The organism is Archangium gephyra (assembly GCF_049060025.1).
GTDB lineage: Bacteria > Myxococcota > Myxococcia > Myxococcales > Myxococcaceae > Archangium > Archangium gephyra_A.
Genome location: NZ_JBMEQQ010000002.1, coordinates 2,193,980 through 2,215,881, shown reverse-complemented (window position 1 = coordinate 2,215,881; position 21,902 = coordinate 2,193,980). Strand labels below are relative to the sequence as shown.

The 21,902-nt window shown below is 69.9% G+C and carries 18 protein-coding genes and 2 pseudogenes; 15 read left to right on the top strand and 5 right to left on the bottom strand.

The annotated features are described in order from the left end of the window. Positions 1-256: 256 nt before the first annotated feature. The 12 genes and pseudogenes from hisG to ACN28I_RS09470 all read left to right on the top strand — a co-directional run bounded on the left by hisG (position 257) and on the right by ACN28I_RS09470 (position 12,355). A complete protein-coding gene (hisG, locus tag ACN28I_RS09525; protein ID WP_420941755.1) occupies positions 257-1,111 on the top strand; it encodes an ATP phosphoribosyltransferase in 855 nt (284 codons plus the stop codon). Beyond that, the gene (gene hisD, locus ACN28I_RS09520; protein WP_420941754.1) at positions 1,108-2,409 is read left to right on the top strand and encodes a histidinol dehydrogenase; all 1,302 of its coding nucleotides are present in this window, start codon (positions 1,108-1,110) and stop codon (positions 2,407-2,409) included. The genes hisG and hisD overlap by 4 nt, the downstream gene beginning before the upstream one ends. Then, positions 2,406-3,443 carry a pyridoxal phosphate-dependent aminotransferase gene (locus ACN28I_RS09515; protein WP_420941753.1) on the top strand — a complete coding sequence of 346 codons (1,038 nt, stop codon included), beginning with the start codon at positions 2,406-2,408 and terminating at the stop codon, positions 3,441-3,443. Before hisD ends, ACN28I_RS09515 begins: the two co-directional genes overlap by 4 nt. Continuing rightward, positions 3,440-4,034 (top strand): annotated as a pseudogene (gene hisH / locus ACN28I_RS09510) (imidazole glycerol phosphate synthase subunit HisH). Before ACN28I_RS09515 ends, hisH begins: the two are co-directional and overlap by 4 nt. Beyond that, positions 4,031-4,744, top strand: coding sequence for a HisA/HisF-related TIM barrel protein (locus ACN28I_RS09505; protein ID WP_420941752.1), 714 nt, complete (start codon positions 4,031-4,033; stop codon positions 4,742-4,744). Before hisH ends, ACN28I_RS09505 begins: the two are co-directional and overlap by 4 nt. Continuing rightward, positions 4,741-5,277 (top strand): imidazoleglycerol-phosphate dehydratase, encoded by a 537-nt coding sequence (locus tag ACN28I_RS09500; RefSeq protein ID WP_420941751.1) that lies wholly within the window; start codon positions 4,741-4,743, stop codon positions 5,275-5,277. The genes ACN28I_RS09505 and ACN28I_RS09500 overlap by 4 nt, the downstream gene beginning before the upstream one ends. Continuing rightward, positions 5,278-6,036, top strand: a complete 759-nt coding sequence (hisF, locus tag ACN28I_RS09495; protein WP_420941750.1) for an imidazole glycerol phosphate synthase subunit HisF — start codon at positions 5,278-5,280, stop codon at positions 6,034-6,036. Continuing rightward, positions 6,037-6,810, top strand: a complete 774-nt coding sequence (gene hisN / locus ACN28I_RS09490; protein WP_420941749.1) for a histidinol-phosphatase — start codon at positions 6,037-6,039, stop codon at positions 6,808-6,810. It abuts the gene before it with no gap. Continuing rightward, a complete protein-coding gene (gene hisIE, locus ACN28I_RS09485) occupies positions 6,807-7,436 on the top strand; it encodes a bifunctional phosphoribosyl-AMP cyclohydrolase/phosphoribosyl-ATP diphosphatase HisIE (RefSeq protein WP_420941748.1) in 630 nt (209 codons plus the stop codon). The genes hisN and hisIE overlap by 4 nt, the downstream gene beginning before the upstream one ends. A gap of 307 nt (positions 7,437-7,743) precedes the next feature. After that, positions 7,744-9,561 carry an N-acetylmuramoyl-L-alanine amidase gene (locus tag ACN28I_RS09480; RefSeq protein ID WP_420941747.1) on the top strand — a complete coding sequence of 606 codons (1,818 nt, stop codon included), beginning with the start codon at positions 7,744-7,746 and terminating at the stop codon, positions 9,559-9,561. A gap of 87 nt (positions 9,562-9,648) precedes the next feature. Continuing rightward, positions 9,649-11,040 (top strand): LGFP repeat-containing protein, encoded by a 1,392-nt coding sequence (locus ACN28I_RS09475; protein ID WP_420941746.1) that lies wholly within the window; start codon positions 9,649-9,651, stop codon positions 11,038-11,040. Between the two features lie 31 nt (positions 11,041-11,071). Continuing rightward, positions 11,072-12,355 carry a peptidoglycan DD-metalloendopeptidase family protein gene (locus ACN28I_RS09470; protein ID WP_420941745.1) on the top strand — a complete coding sequence of 428 codons (1,284 nt, stop codon included), beginning with the start codon at positions 11,072-11,074 and terminating at the stop codon, positions 12,353-12,355. A 43-nt stretch (positions 12,356-12,398) separates the two neighbouring features. On the opposite strand, the gene ACN28I_RS09465 is transcribed toward ACN28I_RS09470, so the two are convergent. The 4 genes from ACN28I_RS09465 to ACN28I_RS09450 all read right to left on the bottom strand — a co-directional run bounded on the left by ACN28I_RS09465 (position 12,399) and on the right by ACN28I_RS09450 (position 17,087). Further along, the gene (locus tag ACN28I_RS09465) at positions 12,399-14,294 is read right to left on the bottom strand and encodes a ribonuclease R family protein (protein WP_420941744.1); all 1,896 of its coding nucleotides are present in this window, start codon (positions 14,292-14,294) and stop codon (positions 12,399-12,401) included. Between the two features lie 60 nt (positions 14,295-14,354). After that, a complete protein-coding gene (locus ACN28I_RS09460; protein ID WP_420941743.1) occupies positions 14,355-15,083 on the bottom strand; it encodes a WD40/YVTN/BNR-like repeat-containing protein in 729 nt (242 codons plus the stop codon). A 65-nt stretch (positions 15,084-15,148) separates the two neighbouring features. After that, positions 15,149-15,958, bottom strand: a complete 810-nt coding sequence (locus tag ACN28I_RS09455; RefSeq protein WP_420941742.1) for a hypothetical protein — start codon at positions 15,956-15,958, stop codon at positions 15,149-15,151. A 25-nt stretch (positions 15,959-15,983) separates the two neighbouring features. After that, positions 15,984-17,087, bottom strand: a complete 1,104-nt coding sequence (locus ACN28I_RS09450; RefSeq protein WP_420941741.1) for a hypothetical protein — start codon at positions 17,085-17,087, stop codon at positions 15,984-15,986. Between the two features lie 76 nt (positions 17,088-17,163). Between ACN28I_RS09450 and lpdA the strand changes: the two genes are divergently transcribed. Beyond that, on the top strand, positions 17,164-18,561 hold the full coding sequence (gene lpdA / locus ACN28I_RS09445; protein ID WP_420941740.1) for a dihydrolipoyl dehydrogenase: 1,398 nt from the start codon (positions 17,164-17,166) through the stop codon (positions 18,559-18,561). Between the two features lie 24 nt (positions 18,562-18,585). Here lpdA and ACN28I_RS09440 read toward each other — a convergent pair whose 3' ends face one another. After that, a complete protein-coding gene (locus tag ACN28I_RS09440; RefSeq protein WP_420941739.1) occupies positions 18,586-19,374 on the bottom strand; it encodes a DUF72 domain-containing protein in 789 nt (262 codons plus the stop codon). A 241-nt stretch (positions 19,375-19,615) separates the two neighbouring features. On the opposite strand from ACN28I_RS09440, the gene lipA reads away from it, so the two are divergent. Beyond that, positions 19,616-20,551, top strand: a complete 936-nt coding sequence (lipA, locus tag ACN28I_RS09435; RefSeq protein ID WP_043394636.1) for a lipoyl synthase — start codon at positions 19,616-19,618, stop codon at positions 20,549-20,551. Between the two features lie 40 nt (positions 20,552-20,591). Beyond that, positions 20,592-21,873 (top strand): annotated as a pseudogene (locus ACN28I_RS09430) (dihydrolipoamide acetyltransferase family protein). Positions 21,874-21,902 lie beyond the last annotated feature (29 nt).

Genomic DNA, 21,902 nt, shown 5'->3' with positions numbered 1-21,902 from the left:
GCTTTGTGAGAAGGCCGGGTTGACGGGACGGGGGTGTCTCCGTTACTTAAGGGGTCCCGTGCGTTTCTCGTCCAACCACCATCACCATGCGCATCACCATCGGCCCCCCGACGGGACCGCTCGCCGTGCGCATGCTTGGGTTGACGCGTAAGAAGACGCCCCCCGATGCACCCGCCGCAGTGAACGGAAGCCCGTCCCACCCAGGACGGGCTTTTTCCGTTTCCGCGCCCGTCCGCCCACCTCTCAGGTACCCACGATGCTGAAGATCGCCCTGCCCAACAAAGGCCGCCTCTCCGAAGAGGTCCGCGAGCTGTTCAACGATGCCGGCCTGGAAGTGAAGGTCAGAGGAGAACGAGCCCTCACCGCGTCGCTCGGCGGCGAGTTCGAGGCCATTTTCGTCCGCGCCCAGGACATCCCCGAGTTCGTCGCCGATGGCGCGGCGGCCGCGGGCGTCACCGGGTGGGACCTGGTGTGTGAGTCCGGCCGCGAGCTGGAGCAGTTGATGGACCTGGAGTTCGGCAGGTGCCGGCTGGTGGTGGCCGCCCGCGAGGAGAGCGGCATCCAGAAGCTCGAGGACATCCGGGACGGGGTGCGGGTGGCGTCGTCCTTCACGCGGCTGACGGCGGAGTTCTTCGAGAAGCGCGGGCAGAAGGTGACGGTGGTGCCGGTGTCGGGCGCCACGGAGATCGCCCCGCACCTGGGCATCGCGGACATCATCGTGGACCTGACGTCCACGGGCTCGACGCTGAAGATGAACGGCCTGCGCGAGGTGGGGACCGTCGTCCAGTCGAGCGCGCGGCTGATCGCCCGGAAGAATCAGCCGCCCGAGGACGCGGCGAAGCTGGAGGAGTTGCGGCAGGCGCTGAGCTCGGTGCTGGCGGCCCGGGGCAAGCGCTACCTGATGGCCAACGTGCCGCGCCGCGTGCTGCCTGGCGTGCGCGAGGTGCTCCCGGGCCTCAATGGCCCCACCGTGGTGGACGTGCAGGGCGGTGACTTCGTGGCCGTGCACGCCGTGGTGCCCGCCAAGAGCATCTACCGCACCATCGCCGCGCTGAAGAGCCTGGGTTGCGAGGGCATCCTCGTCACCCGCATCGAGAGGCTGATGCCGTGAACCCCGCCTTGATCAAATACCGGGGACGCCTCCAGGCGCTCACCCCCGAGGCGCGCCGCCGCCTGGTGGATCGCACGGGCACGTCGGATGCCCGCGTCGCCCAACGCACCGCGGACCTCATCGCCCGCGTGCGGCGGGACGGAGACAAGGCGCTGCGCGAGATGGCGCGCGAGTTCGACCGCGCCGAGCTGCAATCCCTGGAGGTGCCGCGCTCCGTGTGCGAGGCGGCGCTGGCCTCGCTGGAGCCGAAGCTGAAGGAGGCGCTGACCCGCGCGGCGCGCAACATCGCCAAGGCACACGCGGCGCAGAAGCCCCAGGCCACCGAGGTGGAGACGGAGCCGGGCATCATCGTGGGGCGCCGGCCGGATCCGCTCGGGCGCGTGGGCGTGTATGCACCGGGTGGCCGCGCCGTGTACCCGAGCAGCGTGCTGATGGGCGTGGTGCCCGCGAAGGTGGCCGGCGTGGGTGAGGTCATCGTCTGCTCGCCGCCGGGCCCGGATGGGAAGCCCTCGGAGGGCGTGCTGGCGGCGGCGGCGCTGGCCGGTGCGGACCGCGTCTTCGCCCTCGGCGGGGCAGGGGCGGTGGCGGCCCTCGCCTACGGCACCGAGAGCGTGCCCCGGGTGGATCGCATCGTCGGCCCCGGCAATGCCTACGTGGCCGCGGCCAAGCTGCAGGTGGTGGACGCGGTGGCCATCGACGCACCGGCGGGGCCCAGTGAGATCCTCGTGGTGGCGGACAGCTCGGCGGACCCGGAGGCGGTGGCGCGGGAGATGCTGGCCCAGGCCGAGCACGATCCGGATGCCTGCTGCGTGACGGTGACGGTGGGCGATGTGCTGGCCAAGGCGGTGGCCTCGGCGGTGGAGCGGGCGGCGGCCCGGGCGAAGCGCCAGGAGATCGTCCTCAAGGCCCTGAGCGAGCGTGGCGCGGTGCTGAGCGTGGACACGCTGGAGGAGGCCTGGCCCTTCGTGGCGGAGTTCGCCCCCGAGCACCTGCTCATCGCCACCACGTCGCCGATGCAGGATCTGCCCAAGGCGCGCAACGCGGGCACGGTGTTCGTGGGCCAGTTCGCCTCGGTGGCCTACGGCGACTACATGACGGGCGCCAACCACGTGCTGCCCACCGCGGGCCTGGCCCGGGCGTACTCGGGGCTGAGCGTGCTCGACTTCTTCCGGTGGACCACGTACCAGCGCGTCACCCGCGACGCGGCGGCCCGGCTCGCCGAGGACGTGGGCCTCCTGGCCGACAGCGAGGGCCTCTTCGCCCACGCCGAGGCCGCTCGCGGTTGGAGGAAGTCATGAGCCTGCCCTCGCGCGCCTCCTACCGGGACATCCCGCTGTACTCGCCCTCCAAGGTGAAGTGCGGCGTGGACCTGAGCGACAACACCAACCTCTTCGGCATGCCCCCGGCCGCCGAGCGCGTCCTGCGCGAGACGGTGACCACCCAGGTGAGCCGCTACCCCGTGGGCTACGCGCCGGACCTCAAGCAGGCGGTGGCCCGCTACACGGGCGTGGACCCCTCGTGGGTGACCACCGGGTGTGGCTCGGATGACGTCATCGACAGCACCGTGCGGGCCTTCCTGGAGCCGGGCGAGCTCTTCGCCTTCCCGGACCCCACCTTCGTGATGATGCCGTACCTCTCCAAGGTGAACGGCGTGCGGGGCGCGGCGGTGCCACTGAAGCCGGACTTCGACATCGACGTGGACGGGCTGCTCGCCACCGGGGCGAAGCTCATCTACGTGTGCTCGCCCAACAACCCCACGGGCACACCGGCCTCGCGGGCCGCGCTGGAGCGGCTGGTGGACCACGCGCCCGGCATCGTCCTGCTCGACGAGGCCTACGCCGAGTTCGCCCGGGAGAGCCACCTGGACCTGGCGAGCCGCCCCAACGTGCTGGTGGCGCGCACGATGTCCAAGGCCTTCGGGCTGGCGGGCATGCGGGTGGGCTACGCGGTGGGCCCCCCCACGCTGGTGGCCGAGGTGGAGAAGGCTCGCGGGCCCTACAAGGTGGCCGGCCTGTCCGAGCGCATGGCCGCCGCGGCCCTCTCCGAGGACGTGCCGTGGATGAAGGCCCGGGCCGAGGAGGCGCTGGCCGTCCGCGCCCGGCTGGTGGCCGAGTTGGAGACGCTGGGGCTGAAGACGCTGCCGTCCGAGGCCAACTTCGTGATGGTGCCGCTGCCCGGCGCCCCCGCGGTGGCGGAGCGGATGCGGCAGCGGGACGTGAACGTTCGTGCATTCCAGGGACTGAAGGGCATCGGGGACGCGCTCCGCATCGGCTGCGCCCCGTGGACCCAGATTGAAGCGGCGCTCGGTGCGCTGCGGGAGACGCTGCGGTGAGAGTGACGCTATTCGACTACGGAGCGGGCAACCTGCACTCGCTGGCCAAGGCGCTCGCCACGGCGCCGGGCGTGGAGGTGCGTGTGCAGGAGGATCCGATCCGGGCGATCGACACGGACGTGCTGGTGCTGCCGGGGGTGGGTGCCTTCGGCGCGGCGGCGGCCCGGATGGAGCCTGGGCGCGACCAGATGCGGCAGGCGCTGGAGGACGGCCTGCCGTGCCTGGGCATCTGCCTGGGCATGCAGCTCATGTTCGACACCAGCGACGAGGGGGGAGGCTGGGGCCTGGGCTTCTTCCGCGGCCGGGTGACGAAGCTGAGCACCCGGCGCGTGCCCCACATCGGGTGGAACTCGGTGGAGGAGGACACCGCCCTGAAGAGCGCGAAGCTGGGCAGCGTCTACTACGCGCACAGCTTCGTCTGCCGCGCCGAGGAGTCCGGCGTGGTGGTGGGCTGGACGACGCACGAGGAAGACCGGTTCCCCGCGGCGGTGCGGCGCGGCAACGTGCTCGGCGTGCAGTTCCACCCGGAGAAGAGCCTCGGCGTCGGGCGTGCGCTTCGTGCAGGCCTTCCTCGAGGAGGTGCGCAAGTGATCGCCATTCCTGCCATCGACCTGCGCGAGGGCGCCTGCGTGCAACTCGTGGGTGGCTCCTACGCCGACGAGCGGGTGCGGGTGAAGGATCCGCTGGACGCGCTCGCGCGCTGGCGCTCGTACGGTTTCAAGACCTTCCATGTGGTGGACCTGGACGCGGCGCTCGGCAAGGGCTCCAACGAGGGCCCCATCGGGAAGCTGCTGTCCCACGAGCCGGGCCTCACCTTCTCGGTGGGTGGCGGCGTGCGGAGCACGGCCAAGGCGGAGGCGGTGCTCGCGCTGGGGGCCTCCTACGTGGTGGTGGGCACGAAGGCCATCGAGGATCCGGCGTGGCTGCGCGAGGTGGCCGAGCGCTTCCCGGGCCGGGTGGTGGTGGCCGCGGACGTGAAGGGCCGCGAGGTGGTGACGCGCGGCTGGACGGCGGGCAGCGCCCAGGACATCGGCGATGTGCTGCGGACGCTGGATCCACTGGCCCTGGGTGGCCTGCTGGTGACGGCGGTGCACAAGGAGGGGCAGATGGAGGGCGTGGACCTGCCGCTCATGGAGGAGGTGGCCCGGTCGAGCCGGCATCCGCTGTTCGCCTCGGGCGGCGTGACGACGGTGGAGGACCTGCGGGCCCTCGGGCGGGTGGGGGCCTTCGGGGCCGTCATCGGCATGGCGCTGTACACGGGCAAGCTGGACGCCACCGGCGTGGCGCGGGAGTTCGCATGACCACCATCGTTCGCGAGACGAAGGAGACGAAGGTCACGGTGGAGATCGCCCTCGGCAAGGGCGTCGCCAAGGTGGACACGGGGCTGCCCTTCTTCGATCACATGCTGTCCACCTTCGCGCGCTACGCGGGCCTGGACCTGACGCTGCACGCCCGGGGAGATCTGCGGCACCACCTCATGGAGGACGTGGCCATCACCCTGGGCACGGCGGTGCAGAAGGTGATTCCCGCCACGGCCGCCCGCTACGGCGAGCGCACCATCCCCATGGACGACGCGCTGGTGCAGGCCTGCATCGACGTGGCCGGCCGCTTCTATTACCGGGGCCCGCTGCGCAACAAGCTGTACGAGCACGTCATGCGCTCGTTCTGCGAGCACGCCCGGGTGACGCTGCACCTGCGGATTCTTCGCGGCAAGGACAGCCACCATGTGACGGAGGCGGCCTTCAAGGCGCTCGGCATGGCGCTGCGCGACGCGATGGTGGACTCGGGAGTGGTGTTCAGCACGAAGGGCGCGGTCGCCCTGGAGGTGAAGTAGATGCTCACGCGGCGGCTGATCGTCTGTCTGGATGTGAAGGGTGGGCGCGTGGTGAAGGGCGTCCAGTTCGAGGGCCTCCGGGACGTGGGTGACCCCGTGGAGCTGGCCATGCGCTACGAGGAGGCGGGGGCGGACGAGGTGACGTTCCTCGACATCTCCGCGAGCAACGAGGAGCGCGGCACGCTGTGGGAGCTGGTGCACCGCACGGCGGAGCGGCTGTTCATCCCGCTGACGGTGGGCGGCGGCGTGCGCACGGTGGACGACGTGGGCCGGGCGCTGCGGGCGGGCGCGGACAAGGTGAGCCTCAACTCGGCGGCGGTGGCCCGCCCGGAGGTGCTCACCGAGTGCGCCGATCGCTTCGGCGCCCAGTGCGTGGTGGCGAGCATCGACGCCAAACGGGACGGCGACAGGTGGCGCGTGTACACGCACGGCGGCAAGAAGGCCACGGATCTGGACGCGGTGACGTGGGCGCGCGAGTGCGTGAAACGTGGGGCAGGTGAAATCCTGCTCACGAGCATTGACCGGGATGGGGCCCGTTCGGGGTATGACCTGGAGCTGACGCGGACGATCGCCGAGCAGGTGGACGTTCCGGTCATCGCCTCGGGTGGTGCGGGCAACGCGGAGCACGTCCTGGCCGCGCTGCGGGAGGGGAAGGCGGAGGCGGCGCTGGTGGCGGGAATCCTCCACGACGGCGTCACCACCGTCGGGGCGATCAAGGAGCTGCTCCAGAAGAGCGGCCTCGGGATCAGGAGCCTCTGAATGGATGCGCAGACGTTGATGCAGGCGGCGGAGGAAGTGGCGCGCAAGTCGGGCGACGTGGCCCTGGGCTACTTCCGCCAGGGCGTCACGGTGGACACCAAGGGGGACGGCACGCCGGTGACGGTGGCGGACCGGACCGCCGAGAAGACGGCGCGCGAGTGGATTGAAGCCCGTTTCCCGGAGGACGGCATCCTCGGGGAGGAGTTCGGCGAGACGCGGGCCGGAGCGAAGCGCCGGTGGATTCTGGATCCCATCGACGGGACGAAGACGTTCATCCGGGGCGTGCCGCTGTGGGGCACGCTGGTGGCGGTGGCCGAGGGCGAGCGGATTCTCGCGGGCGCGGCGTACTTCCCGCCCGTGGGGGAGATGCTGGTGGCGGCGCCGGGGCAGGGGTGCTGGTGGAACGGCAAGCGCACGCGGGTGTCGGCCGAGGCGGAGCTGTCCCGGGCGGTGGTGCTGTCCACGGACGAGCGCTTCCAGGCGCACCCGGAGCGCGGAGCGAAGTGGCGGGCGCTGACGGCCAAGGCGTCCATCGCCCGGACGTGGGGGGACTGCTACGGCTACCTGCTGGTGGCCACGGGGCGGGCGGAGGCGATGATCGACGAGGTGCTGTCGCCGTGGGACGCGGCGGCGCTGCAGCCCATCATCGAGGAGGCGGGCGGAATATTCACGGACTGGACGGGGACGAGGACCTCGTTCGGCGGCAACGCGATCGCGACGAACGCGGCGCTCGCGGAGCAGGTGCGCGAGCTGCTGGGCGCCAAGAGGGCATGATGCTGGACCTGTCGAAGCTGGATTTCACCAAGGGCAACGGGCTGGTGACGGTGGTGACGCAGGACGCGCACTCGGGCGACCTGCTGATGGTGGCGCACGCGGACCGCGAGGCGTTGGAGAAGACGCTGGAGACGGGCGAGATGTACTACCGCTCGCGCACGCGGGGCCTGTGGCACAAGGGCGGCACGAGCGGGAACGTGCAGCGCGTGGTCTCCCTGTCGGCGGACTGCGACGGGGACGCGGTGCTGGCGCGGGTGGAGAAGGCGGGCCCGGCGTGCCACACCGGGGCGGAGACCTGCTTCGACATCGGTCCGGTGGACGCGCTCGTCGAGCTGGACCGGACCATCACCCAGCGGGCGGCGAAGGCGCCGGAGCCGGGAGAGAAGCCGAGCTATACGCGGCGGCTCCTGGACGACCGCAACCTGCGCCTGAAGAAGATCGGCGAGGAGGGGGCGGAACTGGTGACGGCGTGCGCGGATGGGGACAAGGCGCGCGCGACGGAGGAAGCGGCGGACGTGCTCTACCACGTGCTGGTGGCGGTGCGGCCGCTGGGCATCACGCTGGATGACGTGAAGGCAGTGCTCGCGCGCCGGGCGGGAAAGACCGTCCCTCCCGCCAAGAAGTAGCGGTCCATCACCCCGCCCATATCCCCGCCCATTTCCCCTCTCCCCCCGGGAGAGGGACGGGGTGAGGGTGCCCGTCCCCGTGCTCAATCCCACTCGGACATCCACCGTCCACCGGGCGGAAGAATCCGTTCCCCATGTAAATTCTCCGGGCGCGGGATGCCCGGAAATCCTCGCGTTATCTTTTTTCACCGATTCTTGAGATGCGGCCCGGCTCGCCGCCTCTTCCTGTTGAGCTCCCCCTCGCCCCGGTCATCCGCGCGGCCCCGGAGCGGCTCATTTCACGGCGTGACGCCGTCAGGAGGAATCGATGAAGAACAGGTCTGGAATTCTGATGCTCACCGCCGCGCTGGCCCTGGCGCAGGGGTGCGGCATGAACGAGCAGCCGGTGTCCGACGCCCCCGCCGTGGTGGACGTGAAGGCGACGGAGGCCTCGGCCCGTGAGGACGAGTCTTTCGACGCGCTCTTCCGGGAGGCGGGCCAGGAGTTCAACGTGCCGCCCGCGCTGCTCAAGTCCATCTCGTTCGTGCAGACGCGCTATCAGATGGTGGAGGGCGCCGAGGAGTTCGAGGGCCGCCCGTCCGTCTACGGACTGATGGCGCTCTCGGGCGCGGTGCTCGAGGAGGGCGCGAAGCTGTCCGGCGTCACGGTGGAGCAGGCGAAGAAGGACGCGCGCTCCAACGTGCGTGCGGCGGCGGCGCTCCTGTCGAACCGCGCGGAGGCGCTGCGGCTCGACCGGACGCAGGCGGACAAGTGGGCGCCGGCGGTGGCCGAGGTGTCCGGCATCGAGTCCGAGGAGGGCCGTCGCAGCTTCGTCCAGAACGAGGTCTTCCGGGTGGCTCGCCTGGGACTGGGGACGCTGTCGAAGGAGTGGGCCGTCAGTGGACAGGGCCTGCCCGTGGATGAGCTGGGCCAGCAGAGCCAGGCGCTCGCCGGTCCGGACTACGCCCCGGCCATCTGGCGGCCCTCGCCCAACTACAACGCCCGGCCCATGGGGGTGAGGATGGTGGTCATCCACACCTGTGAGAGCAGCTACTCGGGGTGCTGGAGCTGGCTGACCAACAGCACGTCGCAGGTGAGCGCGCACTACGTGGTGCGCGAGGACGGTGGGGAGATCAGCCAGCTCGTACGGGATGGGAGCCGCGCCTGGCACATCGGCGCCACCTACCAGTGCAGCAACAACGGCGGCGCGGAGTGCGGGCTGAACGGGCGAAGCGCCAACGACTTCACCATCGGCATCGAGCACGGCGGGTATGCGTCGACGGTGAACTGGCCGGTGGCGCAGATCGACGCCTCGGCCCGGCTGCTGTGCGACATGACGCGGGACCACGGGATTCCGCGGGACCGCTACCACGTGGTGGGGCACGGCCAGCTCCAGCCGTACAACCGCACGGATCCCGGCGCCAACTGGCCCTGGACGGACTACCTCAACCGGGCCAACGCGCACTGCGGCTGCACGGTGGGCGGGGCGATCCTCACGCGCTACAACCAGCTTGGCGGAGCCGGGGGCCTCCTCGGCAGGTGCGTGACGAACGAGCTGGCGACGCCGGACGGGGTGGGGCGCTTCAACCACTTCGAGCGCGGCAGCATCTACTGGACGCAGGCGACGGGGGCCTGGGAGGTGCACGGCTCCATCCGCGCCAGGTGGGAGGCGCTGAACTGGGAGAAGGGCGTGCTGGGCTACCCCATCACGGGCGAGCTGACGGCGCCGGACGGGGTGGGGCGCTACAACCACTTCCAGAATGGCAGCATCTACTGGACGCAGGCGACGGGGGCCTGGGAGGTGCACGGGCTCATCCGCGAGAAGTGGAAGGCGCTGGGCTGGGAGACGAGTCCGCTGGGCTACCCCATCACGGGTGAGATGGTGACGCCGGACAAGGTGGGCCGCTACAACCACTTCCGTAAGGGCACCATCGAGGGGAGCATCTACTGGACGCAGGCGACGGGTGCGTGGGCGGTGTACGGCGCCATCCGTGAGAAGTGGAAGTCGCTGGGGTGGGAGAACAGCGCGCTGGGCTACCCGGTGTCCGACGAGTACGCCGTCACCGGTGGCCGCGAGAGCGAGTTCCAGAAGGGCTTCATCACCTACAACTCCGCTACCGGCGCGCTCACCGTGCGGATGAAGTAGCGCGCGGAGTGACGGGGTGAGGGCCGGCGTCCCCGTGCTCCACCCCGCACCACCCCCTTCATTTCCCCCTTCCCCCCGAGAAGACACATGCGCTTGTTGCGCCGTTTGATGCTGCTCTGTGGTGCCCTGACCGCCATCAGCTGCGGTGGTCCCGATGAACCGCGTCCCGTGGACGAGCTGACGGGCGAGGTGCTGCTCGATCTGGCCGGAACCCACGACATGCACCGGCTGATGGAGGATGCCGACCTGACCGGGGGCGGCTGGATCACCACCACGCAGGTGCAGCAGTTCCTCCAGCAGAAGGGCTCCTATCTGGCGGGGTACAGGGATCCCGCGTGGGGCAGCAAGACGGCCGCCACGCTCATCGTCGAGCGCTCACGGGCGCATGGCATCAGCCCGCTCTACATGCTGGCGCGGATCCAGATCGAGTCCAGCCTCATCCAGAGCGGGACCTCGACCAACCTGGCCAAGGCCACCGGTTGCGGCTGCCCTGACAGTGGTGGCTGCAACACGAGCTACGCGGGCTTCGGCAACCAGGTGGAGTGCGGGGCCGCGAAGATCCGGGGCTACTTGAGGGACCTGGACGCGGGCCGGCCCACGGTCAGCGGGTGGAAGGTCGGTCTCACCAAGCAGACGTCGGATCCCTGCACGGTGACGCCCGCCAACAAGGCCACCGCCGCGCTCTACACGTACACCCCGTGGGTGGGCGCGTATGCCATGCAATGCGGAAGGTCCACGGTGGGCGGCTCCTCGCTCATGGCGGCGGTCTTCACCCGCTACCGGAGCGATTACAACTGGGGCTCCGGTTGCGTGCTGCAGGGGGACATCAAGGTGAAGTACGACGCGGTGAACGGGCCCGTGCTGCTGGGGGCGTGCCGGGCCGGAGAGCTGGCGACGCCGGACGGGGTGGGGCGCTTCAACCACTTCGAGCGCGGCAGCATCTACTGGACGCAGGCGCTGGGCGCGCACGTGGTGCTGGGCAGCATCCATGACAGGTGGGAGGCGCTGAACTGGGAGAAGGGCGTGTTGGGCTACCCCATCACCGACGAGCTGACGACGCCGGACGGAGTGGGGCGCTACAACCACTTCGAGCGCGGCAGCATCTACTGGACGCAGGCGACGGGAGCCTGGGAGGTGCACGGGCTCATCCGCGAGAAGTGGAAGGCGCTGGGCTGGGAGACGAGCCCGCTGGGCTACCCCATCACGGGTGAGATGAAGACGCCGGACGGGGTGGGCCGCTACAACCACTTCCGCAAGGGCACCATCGAGGGGAGCATCTACTGGACGCAGGTGACGGGCGCGTGGGCGGTGTACGGCGCCATCCGTGAGAAGTGGAAGTCGCTGGGGTGGGAGAACAGCGCGCTGGGCTATCCGGTGTCCGACGAGTACGCCGTCACCGGTGGCCGCGAGAGCGAGTTCCAGAAGGGCTTCATCACCTACGACTCCACCACCGGTGCCCTCACCGTGCGCATGAAGTAGCAATGCCCCCCAACACAGGATGGAAATTCCCATGAAAGTCGAAGGCATGCTGAATCCACGTACGTGGCTGTCAGGTTTGTCATTGGTGCTGCTGCTGAGCGGCACCGGCTGCGGTTCCGAGGCCCCGAATGAGGGCACGCAGGAGGCGCCCACGCAGGAGGCGCCCGCCCAGGAGGAGACCCTCACCTCGGCCTTGGCGCGGCCCTACTTCCAGGCCCCCTTCCCCTGCGGGCAGTCCTGGACGTACAGCCACCACAGCGCCGAGGTGCGGCGCGCGCTCGACTTCGTGAAGAATGGTGGAGGCACCAGCGGCCAGCCCCAGCTCGCCTCGGCGGCGGGTTACGCCACACGGCACTACGAGGCCGGCGGCGCGGGCAACTACATCAAGATCGACCACGGCGGCGGGTGGACGACGTACTACTTCCACCTGTCCGGCTTCTCGGTGCCCAACGGCACCCACGTGGCGCAGGGCCAGCAAATCGGCGTGACGGGGAGCACCGGCGCGAGCAGCGGAGCGCACGTCCACTACGAGCAGCTGCTCAACGGCGTGGGCCAGGACATCGTTCTCAACGGCGTGTCGCTCGCGCCCTATCCCGGCAGCTACGGCTCCAGGAGCATCGTCAGCAACAACTGCCCCGTCAGTTGCGTGCTGCAGGGAGACATCAAGGCGAAGTATGACGCGGTGAACGGGCCCGTGCTGCTGGGTGCGTGCCGGGCCGGAGAGCTGGCGACGCCGGACGGGGTGGGGCGCTTCAACCACTTCGAGCGCGGCAGCATCTACTGGACGCAGGCGCTGGGCGCGCACGTGGTGCTGGGCAGCATCCATGCCAGGTGGGAGGCGCTGAACTGGGAGAAGGGCGTGTTGGGCTACCCCATCACCGACGAGCTGACGACGCCGGACGGAGTGGGGCGCTACAACCACTTCGAGCGCGGCAGCATCTACTGGACGCAGGCGACGGGAGCCTGGGAGGTGCACGGGCTCATCCGCGAGAAGTGGAAGGCGCTGGGCTGGGAGACGAGTCCGCTGGGCTACCCCATCACGGGGGAGATGAAGACGCCGGACGGGGTGGGCCGCTACAACCACTTCCGCAAGGGCACCATCGAGGGGAGCATCTACTGGACGCAGGCGACGGGCGCGTGGGCGGTGTACGGCGCCATCCGTGAGAAGTGGAAGTCGCTGGGGTGGGAGAACAGCGCGCTGGGCTACCCGGTGTCCGACGAGTACGCCGTCACCGGTGGCCGCGAGAGCGAGTTCCAGAAGGGCTTCATCACCTACAACTCCGCCACCGGCGCCCTCACCGTGCGCATGAAGTAACCCCCTCTCCCCACCCGGCCCTCCACGCGAGCCGGGTGGGGACTCACCCGGCGAGCGCGAGCTCGACGCGGCCGTGCTGCTCGTCGGTGGAGGCCACGCGCACCTGTAGCGGCATGCCGATGGAGAACGTGCGCGTGGCGCTCACGAGCGACGTCTCCCGAGGGTCTGGCTGGTAGGGCCCGTCGGGCAGTGCGTCCGCGGGGAGGTTGGCCTCCACCAGCAGGCCGTCGAGCTGGACGAGCAGGCCGGAGGGCTTCACCCGGGTGATGCGTCCGGTGAACTCCCGGCCCACGTGCGAGGCCATCACCCGCGCCTCCAGCACCCGGTGGCGATCCTTCTCGGCGCGGCTGGCGGTGCGGGAGCGCTCGTTGAGGTGCACCCCGAGTTGCTCGACGGCGGGGTCCTCGTGCACGAAGTCGCGCCGGCCCCGCAGGTACTGCTTGAGGGCGCGGTGGACGGAGAGGTCCGCGTAGCGCCGGATGGGGGAGGTGAAGTGGAGGTAGGCGCGCGCCGCGAGGCCGAAGTGCATGGCCGGGACCACGGTGTAGCGCGACGGCCCCAACGAGCGCCGCAGCACCGAGCGCAGGGCGGGTTCCGCGGTGCAGCCGGCGATCTGCCGATCGAAGGCGGCGAGCGCCAGCGGGGTGAGCCTGCGGCCGAAGCCCGCGCCGAAGCCCGAGTGCTGCGCGAAGGCGGCCAGGTCCACCACCCGCCGTGGCTCCGGCTCGTCCTGGACGCGGAAGAGGGCGGGGATGCCGCGATCGATGAGCCAGCCGGCGATGGCCTCGTTGGCGGCGACCATGAAGCGCTCCACCAGGGTATGCGCCGTCGTGGGCCGCACGGCCTCGATGCCGGAGACCTCGCCCGTCTCCTCGTCGAAGGTGAAGCGGGCCTCGTCGCGAGACATCTCGATGCCGCCTCGCCCGGCCCGCGCCACCGCCAGCCGCGCCGCCGCCGCGCGGAACCACAGCATCGCCTCGCGCACCGCCGCCATCGGCTCGGACACCTCGCCCTTGTCGAGGTAGTCCGCCACCTCGGTGTAGCTCAGCTTCGCCCACGAGCGGATGAGGCTCTCGTAGACGTCCGCCGCGGTGACGCGTCCCTCGGGGTCGATGCGCAGCTCCACCGTGAGGCACAGCCGGTCCTCGCCGGGCACCAGGCTGAGCCAGTTCGCCGAGAGTTCCTCGGGGAGCATGGGCAGCATGGCACCGGCGAGGTACACGCTGGTGGCCCGCTCTCGCGCCGTGCGATCCAGCGCCGAGCCCTCGGTGACGAACTCGGCGGGGTCCGCGATGGAGACGAACAGGCGCAGGGCCCCGTCGCCCCCCGCGGGCAGCACGGAGATGGCATCGTCGATGACGCGCGTCGAGGCCGAGTCCACCGTGACGGTAGGCACCTGGCGCAGGTCTCTCCGCCCTCCGAGCGCATGGGGCACGGAGAGGACCCGCTGCACCTCGGCCTCGACCTCCGGGTCGAAGCCGCGGCGCAGCCCGTGGCGCACGATGATGCGCTCCAGCGAGCGGTCCGCGCCCGGCTCCAGCTTGCGCAGCAGCCAGGCCTTACCGTCGGCGACGCGCGCCACCACCGCGTCATGGGGCTGCACCTCGACACCCGCGGTCTCCAGGGGCCATTCACCGTTGGCCACGTCGCGGTCGATGCGCAGGTGGACCGCTCCCTTGCGCAGCACCACCTCGCCGTAGACCTCCTGGCGCGGGCGCTCGAGGAGGGACAGACCGCTCGCGCTCCACCGGCCATCCGCCGAGGCCGTCACCGTCGCGGAGACGACGTCGTCGGCGAGGTACGGGTTGAGCTCGGGCGGCGGGATGAAGGCGGAGAGCACCTCGTCGGAACCGGATGGCTGCACGACGAGGAAGCCGAAGCCGCGAGGGTGGACGTCGATGCGGCCGGTGACGGTACGCGAGGGGACGGGCGTTTCCATGGGGCGCGGGCATGCTAGCCGTCCTGCCCGCGAGCACCTATCCGTACGAGCGATGGAATGTCAGCGAGCGGGAACGAGCTTGTTCCCCTCGCGCCGCCAGAAGAGCGGCAACGAGGCGCGCACCTGGGGGGCGCCTCCTGGCTCCTGCCGCTCCACGCGCGTGACCTGCTCGTCCGAGGACAGCTTCCAACTCACTCCCGAGGGGCCTCGTACCTCTGGCTCCGGCTTCGGGACCGGCATCTGGGGCGGCTGCTTCGGGGTGCTCCAGGTTCTTCCTCCGTCAAGCGTGGTGATCGCCCGGACCGGGGCGTTCTCCTCGTTCACGTCCGACAGCCACACCGTGCCCCGCTGGCCATCCGTCCACTCCATCTGCTCCGGCCACTCGGACCAGACGGCCTTGGGTAGTTTGGCGCGGCGTTTCCACGTGGCCCCGCAGTCCGAGCTCGCGAACAGCGTGAGCTCCCCCGGGCCCTCCGTGCTCCAGCCCACCAGCACGCGGCCCTGGCAGCCCTCGAACTCCACGAAGAGCACCTCGCTGTGCTCCACCGCGGGCAGCACCTCGGTCCAATGCGCTCCGCCGTCCGTGCTGCGCAGCAGCAGGGCTCGCAGCGGGTGTGAGGGGACGGAGAGCTTGCCGGAGAGGTAGATGCCCGCCTCCGCTCGGGCGGGAGCCGCGAGCCCGGTGATGGTCAACGTGACCTCGTCACCGGGCTCGGCCGCGCCTGCCTTCAGTGCCACGGGCGATGGGGGAGTGGCGGCGAGCAGTGCGCAGAGGCACAGCGGGAGCATGGGGTCTCCTGGGTGGGGAGACCCTCACCCTAGCCCTCTCCCAGGGGGAGAGGGGACATGCACGGTCACGGCTTGGGGAGCCCGCGTTCGACCAGCGACACCAGGTCCGCCTGCACACCCACGACCGCGAAGCCGAAGTTGCCCCAGTTGTAGATGTCCCGGCGCTTCACGTCCGCGCCGCCTCCGAGCAGCCGCAGCCGCGCGTAGGCGTGCACGTCTCCCTTCGTGTTCAGCGGAAGGCCCAGCGTCAGCGCCACGTCGTAGATGCCGCCCGTCGTGTTGCCGAGCAGTCCGAAGGTGGACAGCGCGTCCGCCTCGAGTCCCGCCCACACCCGCGACGGCAGCTCGTAACGCAGCCGCGTCTTCAGCGCTCCCACCACGCCGATGTCGCTCTCCTTCGCGTACCGCGAGCCGTCCACCGCGCTGATGCCCACCAGCGCGTTGCGGATCTGCACGCTCGCCCCGATGTCCCAGGTGAAACGCTCCCCGTTGACGAGCCGGTACAGGTAGCTGGCCCGGTACCCCTCGAAGAGGTAGCGGCTGTCCACCACGGTGCCCGTGGGGAACACCGTGCCCCGGAAGTCGATGTCCTTCGCCAGCGTCGCGCGCGTGGTGATGTCGAAGGGCGCGTACAGCAGGATGATGCCGTGCCGTTGCCCCAGCCGCGCCTCGAGCGCGATCCGTTGGCTCCGGTACAGATTGTCCTTCTGGTTGAGGTCGCTGGCCTCGAACTCCGTCCCGGTCGGGCCGTAGCGCCCGTCGTTCTGGAAGATGTAGGCCGGGCCCGTCTCGTACTCGGCGACGAGCGCCGACAGCGGGCTTTGGGCCAGGGCCGGAGTGGCCATCAGGGTCAGTGCGAGCAGGTGGATTCGCATGGTGGCCTCTCCGATGCCGGACCACTCACCGCGTTCCGCGTGTTTCCACCTCATTCAACGTGAGCTTGTCTTTGTCGGGAAACACACTGATCGCTTCCACGTCCAGCAGCGGCACCGGAAGCGCGCAGGTCTCCCACTGTCCGGTGCCCCGGAAGCGGCAGGCCACCGGATCCACGAAGTTCGTCTTCGTGTCCGGGTCATGCTTCCCCAGGCCCGCCTGGGTGCGGACGGCCGCGCGCAGGGTGCCCGGGCCACTGGCGCGCACCCTCAGGCCCGAGAGCTGGCGCACGGGCGGCTCGAACACCGCGCTCAGCGCACCGTCCTTCTCCCAACGCTCTCCCCGGGGCGCCGTCGCGAGCGCCACGCCCGTGGACTCCTGCCCGTCGAAGGCCGTCTCTCCGCCCTGGGCGCCCACGGTGCGGTCCGGTTTCAGCACGGCGCTCTCTCCAGCCGGCTTCTCCTGGACGAGCTGCGTCAACGAGGGCACGGCGCCTCGCACCACGGCCGCGTGCAGCACGTTCACGGGGAGCTGGCCCGCCTTCGCGCACACCGGCGCGAGCTGCCCGAGTGTCTCCTTCTGCGCGTCCGTCAGGCTGTCCTGGGGCAGTGCCGCCGGGGCGAGCAGGGCGCGCGCCACCTCGCCACAGGCGTCCGGAGTCCCCGGCCCCGCGTGTTCCAGGTACCAGCGCAAGTGGGTGGAGTCCGTAGGACGGCCCGCGAGCAGCCCCATCACCGAGCGTGTGACATGACTCGCACAGGGGTTGGCTCCGGCCTGGCAGCGTTGGCACAGGGTCTCCAGCAGCTCCCTCAAGGGAGGCGCCCCCGCCTCGAGCTGCGAGCGGGCATCCAGGGCCGGGCCCAGCTCGCAGGCGCGCACCGGGGGCCGCGGGCAGGCGTCGAGCTGTTGCCGGGCCCTCGCGAAGGCGGCGGGGTTGCCCGGGGCCCGGATCGCGCCTTCCAGGGCTCTCTCCAGGGTGCGGCAGGACGGGTCGCTCGCGGGGGCGCTCGCGGGCGCGGGGGTGGGGCGCTCGGTCCGGCGCTCGCCGCGGTGGGTCACGTAATAGAGGCGGATGAAGGCCACCAATGCCAGGGTCATCAGCAGCAGGGTTCGGAGCGGGAAGCGTCTCACGATTGCAAACTCCTTGATTCCGGCCGGGATGGGTGGTTATCAGCGCCGCTCGGGTACATCCACTCCGGAGGCGTTCGTGGCTGAGACTTTCGACGTGGTGATCATCGGTTCGGGCCCCGGCGGGTATGTCGGTGCGATCCGGGCCGCGCAGCTGGGGCTGAAGACGGCCATTATCGAGAAGGACAAGCGGCTGGGTGGCACCTGCCTCCACCGTGGCTGCATTCCCACCAAGTCGCTCCTCTGGTCCGCCGCCCTCCTGCACCACATCCGTGAGGCGGCTGACTTCGGTATCGAGGTGCCGGCTCCGGTGGTCAACTGGGCCAAGGTCCAGGAGCACAAGGGCAAGGTGGTCACCAAGGGTGCCAACGGCATCGACTACCTGATGAAGAAGAACAAGATCACCGTCCTCAAGGGCCACGGCCGCATCGCCGGCAAGGGCAAGGTCGAGGTCACCGGTGAGGGTGGTTCCAAGCAGACGCTGGACACCAAGAACATCATCATCGCCACCGGCTCGGTGCCCAAGTCCCTGCCCAACGTGGCGGTGGACCACAAGCGCGTCCTCAACAGCGACTCCATCCTGGAGCTCGACCGCATCCCCAAGAGCCTGATCGTCATCGGCGCGGGCGCGGTGGGCTGCGAGTTCGCCTCCGTCTTCAACCACATGGGCAGCCAGGTCTCCATCGTGGAGTACATGCCCAACCTGCTCCCCATCGAGGACATCGACTGCTCGAAGGAGCTGGAGAAGCACTTCAAGCGCCGGAAGATCGATCTGCACACCGGCGCCAAGGTGGAGAAGGTCGAGACCAGCGCCACCGGCGTGAAGCTCACCATGACCGTGGGCACCGAGACGCGCACCATCGAGGCCGAGTACGTCCTGTCCGCCGTGGGCCGTGCCCCCGTCAGCGAGGACATCGGTCTGGACAAGACCGGCATCAAGGCCGAGCGCGGCTTCATCAAGACCGACGCGATGATGCGCACCACCGAGCCCAACGTGTATGCCATCGGTGATGTCATCCCCACGCCGATGCTCGCCCACGTGGCCAGCGCCGAGTGCGTCCTCGCCGTCGAGCACATCGCCGGCAAGAACCCCGCGCCCATCAACTACGATCTCACCCCGTCCGCCACCTACTGCTACCCCGAGGTGGCTTCCGTGGGTCTGACGGAGAAGAAGGCCAAGGAGCGCGGCTACGACGTCAAGGCCGCCATCTTCCCGTTCTCCGCCGTCACCAAGGCCTCCATCTCCAACGAGGCCTTCGGGATGATCAAGGTCGTCTCCGACAAGAAGTATGACGAGGTGCTCGGCGTCCACCTCGTGGGCCCCCACGCCACCGAGCTCCTCGCCGAGGCCTGCGTCGCCATGCGCCTGGAGATCACCACCGAGGAGCTCGCCCACACCATGCACGCCCACCCGACGCTCTCCGAGATCATCAAGGAAGGCGCCGAGGCCACCCTGGGTCACCCGATCCACATCTGAGTCACTGGGGTGAGTAGGGTTTGATCAGGCCGTCCGGGACTCCTCTGTCTCGGACGGCCTTCGCATGTCTGGTGGTGGGCGCACCTTCACGTGGCCCAGCAGTTCCGCCAGATCGAATGCGTCCAGCAGCGCGTGCCCCTTCAAGTCGTTGTTGAAGTAGACCCAGGCCGTCCGCCCCTTGCGTCTCCACACGTCCAGGTCGCACGCCACCCGCCACAGGGCCTCGCGGCCGTAGCGTCCCTCGTAGCGGGAGCCCGCCCCGTGGAAGCGCACGTAGCGGAAGCCTCCCGTCAGGCGCGGGGGAGGGACTGGCACCAGATCGTGCTCGCACACCGCCGCTCCCCGACGATCCAGCACCTCCAGCACCTCCTCGTGGTACCAGGCCGCGTCGCGGAACTCGACGACGTATTGGACGCCTTTCGGCAGCGCGGCCAGGAAGCGATCCAGCCGCTCGGGGTCGGGCTTCTTCATGTGCGGCGGCAGTTGCCACAGCACCGGGCCCAGCTTGTTTCCCAGGCGCAGGATGACGCTGAAGTAGCGCTCCAGGCCCTCGCCCACGTCCGTCAGCCGCTTCATGTGCGTGAGGTAGCGGCTGCCCTTGCACGCGAACTTGAACCCCGCGGGTGTCTGCTCCCGCCAGCCGTCCACCGCGTCCGCCGTGGGCAGCCGGTAGAAGGGCGCGTTGAGCTCCACCGTGGCGAACACCCGGGTGAAGTAGGGGAGCCAGCGGTTGGCTGGCAGCCCGGCCGGATAGAAGAGTCCCTTCCAGTGCTTGTAGACGTAGCCGCTCGTCCCCAGGTGGATGGCCTTCATGCCCCTAGCATGGGCACTCCCGCCCTCCCGGGCTCCTGGCACCCGGCGTGTGATCCGCTCATCCATCGGGCAAGCTGTGCTTACGGCTCTCGGGAGGGGAGCGAGCCTCCTCGACGGCTCCGTCCCTGCCCACCGCCGATGGCGCCGTTACAACAGGCCGGAACCCAGGGAAGCTGACGCCTCGCGTCAAGGCTTCCCGCTTGACCCTGCTTTCGCCCAAACCGTAGAAGGCCCGCGACCCATGGCAACTCCCGATCGTTTCCCCCTGCCGCAGGTATCCGAGTCCACCCGGAAGCCCGAGTGGTTGAAGGTGCGTCTCCCGAGTGGGGATGGCTACGAGCGGGTGAAATCCATCGTGCGCCGCACCAAGCTGGCCACGGTGTGCGAGGAGGCTCGCTGCCCCAACATCGCCGAGTGCTGGGGCGGTGGCACCGCCACGGTGATGCTCATGGGCGAGGTGTGCACCCGCGCCTGCCGCTTCTGCCACGTGAAGGTGGGCGCGCCCCCTCCGTTGGACCCCATGGAGCCCATCCACCTGGCCCAGGCCGTCAAGGAGATGGACCTCGAGTACATCGTGGTCACCTCCGTGAACCGTGACGACCGGCCGGATGGCGGCGCCAGCCACTTCGCCTCGGCCATCCGCGAGCTGCGCCAGCACTCGCCCAAGACGGTCGTCGAGGTGCTCATCCCCGACTTCAAGGGCGTGGAGCGCGACCTCACCACCGTGGCCGAGGCCCGCCCGCACGTGGTGGCCCACAACGTCGAGACGGTGGAGCGTCTCACCCCCACCGTGCGTGATCGCCGCGCCACCTACCGCCAGTCGCTCAAGGTGCTCGAGTACCTCAAGCAGCGGCCGGAGAAGCTCTACACCAAGACCTCCGTCATGGTGGGCCTCGGCGAGACCGATGCCGAGCTGGATCAGACCTTCAAGGATCTGCGCGCCGTGGGCGTGGACGTGCTCACGCTCGGCCAGTACCTCCAGCCTTCCCAGTACCACCTGCGCGTGGAGCGCTTCGTCACCCCGCAGCAGTTCGCGGACTACAAGCAGCTCGCCGAGTCCTACGGCTTCCTCTACGTCGCCTCCGGACCGCTCGTGCGCTCCAGCTACCGCGCCGCCGAGTTCTTCATGAAGGGCCTCATGGAGCGTGAGCGCCTGGGGCTCGCCGGCAACACCTGAGCTTTCTCAACACCCTCACTCCCGAAACGGACCCCCGCGAATGGCGATCTTCGAGTTCAAGCTGCCCGATCTTGGCGAAGGCGTGCAGGAGGGCGAGCTGGTCAAGTGGCACGTCAAGGCCGGTGACAGCGTCAAGGAGGACCAGACGCTCGCCGAGGTGATGACGGACAAGGCCACCGTGACCGTCCCCAGCCCCAAGGCCGGCCGTGTCGTGCAGACGCACGGCAACGAAGGAGACATGGCCAAGGTCCATCAGATCCTCGTCACGCTGGAGATCGAAGGTGCCGCTCCGGCCCAGGCCTCGGGTCATGGTGCTCCCGCCGCTCACGGTGCTCCCGCCGCCGCCGCTGCTGCCGCTCCCGCGGCGGCGCAGGCCACGGGTCCTCAGGCCGCCTCCAAGGTGCTGGCCACGCCGCTCACCCGCCGCATGGCGGCCGAGCACGGGCTCAACCTCGCGGAGATCTCCGGCTCCGGTCCGCAGGGCCGCGTGATGAAGGCCGATGTCGTGGCCGCGCTCGAGGGTGGCCGCTCCACGCGCAATGAGGTGGCTCCCGCCGCCGCCCCCGCGCAGCAGGCCCGTCCGGCCGCGCCCTCGGTGGCTCCGGGCCGTGGCGACGAGCGCATCCCCCTGCGCGGCCTGCGCAAGAAGATCGCCGAGAAGATGGTGCGCTCGAAGTTCACCGCGCCCCACTTCGGCTTCGTCGAGGAGGTGGACTGCACCGAGCTCGTCGCCCTGCGCAAGCGCCTCAACGAGACCCTGGCCAACGCCGGCGAGAAGACGAAGCTGTCCTTCCTGCCCTTCATCATCAAGGCCACGCTCGCGGCGATGAAGAAGTACCCGCACCTCAACGCCAACATGGACGAGGCCGCCCAGGAGCTCGTCGTGCGCGGCGAGTTCAACATCGGCATCGCCGTGGCCACCAACGAGGGCCTCACCGTCCCCGTCATCAAGAACGCGGACCGCCTCAACCTGCGCGAGCTGGCCGAAGAGGTCGTCCGCCTCAGCACCGCCGCGAGGGATCGCAAGCTGAAGATGGAGGAGCTGCACCGGGGGCTCCTTCACCATCACCTCGCTGGGCCAGACCGGCGGCATCTTCGCCACGCCCATCATCAACCACCCCGAGGTGGCCATCATGGGCATCCACCGCATGCGCAAGCGTCCCGCGGTGGACAACAACGGCCAGGTCGTCGTGCGCGAGATGATGAACGTCTCCATCTCCGCCGATCACCGCGTCATCGATGGCCAGGTCGCCGCTGACTTCGTGTACGAGGTCATCAAGTACCTGGAGCATCCGGACATGCTGTTCCTGGCCATGGCCTGACGGCCGGGCCGTCCGCCGGGGGCGCGTGC

What these genes read in the sequence shown, in the direction of transcription:
- hisG (WP_420941755.1), top strand. Translation starts at nt 257, where the DNA reads ATGCTGAAGATCGCCCTGCCCAACAAAGGCCGCCTCTCCGAAGAGGTC.
- ACN28I_RS09515 (WP_420941753.1), top strand. Translation starts at nt 2,406, where the DNA reads ATGAGCCTGCCCTCGCGCGCCTCCTACCGGGACATCCCGCTGTACTCG.
- ACN28I_RS09500 (WP_420941751.1), top strand. Translation starts at nt 4,741, where the DNA reads ATGACCACCATCGTTCGCGAGACGAAGGAGACGAAGGTCACGGTGGAG.
- hisF (WP_420941750.1), top strand. Translation starts at nt 5,278, where the DNA reads ATGCTCACGCGGCGGCTGATCGTCTGTCTGGATGTGAAGGGTGGGCGC.
- hisN (WP_420941749.1), top strand. Translation starts at nt 6,037, where the DNA reads ATGGATGCGCAGACGTTGATGCAGGCGGCGGAGGAAGTGGCGCGCAAG.
- hisIE (WP_420941748.1), top strand. Translation starts at nt 6,807, where the DNA reads ATGATGCTGGACCTGTCGAAGCTGGATTTCACCAAGGGCAACGGGCTG.
- ACN28I_RS09480 (WP_420941747.1), top strand. Translation starts at nt 7,744, where the DNA reads ATGAAGAACAGGTCTGGAATTCTGATGCTCACCGCCGCGCTGGCCCTG.
- ACN28I_RS09475 (WP_420941746.1), top strand. Translation starts at nt 9,649, where the DNA reads ATGCGCTTGTTGCGCCGTTTGATGCTGCTCTGTGGTGCCCTGACCGCC.
- ACN28I_RS09470 (WP_420941745.1), top strand. Translation starts at nt 11,072, where the DNA reads ATGAAAGTCGAAGGCATGCTGAATCCACGTACGTGGCTGTCAGGTTTG.
- ACN28I_RS09465 (WP_420941744.1), bottom strand. Translation starts at nt 14,294, where the DNA reads ATGGAAACGCCCGTCCCCTCGCGTACCGTCACCGGCCGCATCGACGTC.
- ACN28I_RS09460 (WP_420941743.1), bottom strand. Translation starts at nt 15,083, where the DNA reads ATGCTCCCGCTGTGCCTCTGCGCACTGCTCGCCGCCACTCCCCCATCG.
- ACN28I_RS09455 (WP_420941742.1), bottom strand. Translation starts at nt 15,958, where the DNA reads ATGCGAATCCACCTGCTCGCACTGACCCTGATGGCCACTCCGGCCCTG.
- ACN28I_RS09440 (WP_420941739.1), bottom strand. Translation starts at nt 19,374, where the DNA reads ATGAAGGCCATCCACCTGGGGACGAGCGGCTACGTCTACAAGCACTGG.
- lipA (WP_043394636.1), top strand. Translation starts at nt 19,616, where the DNA reads ATGGCAACTCCCGATCGTTTCCCCCTGCCGCAGGTATCCGAGTCCACC.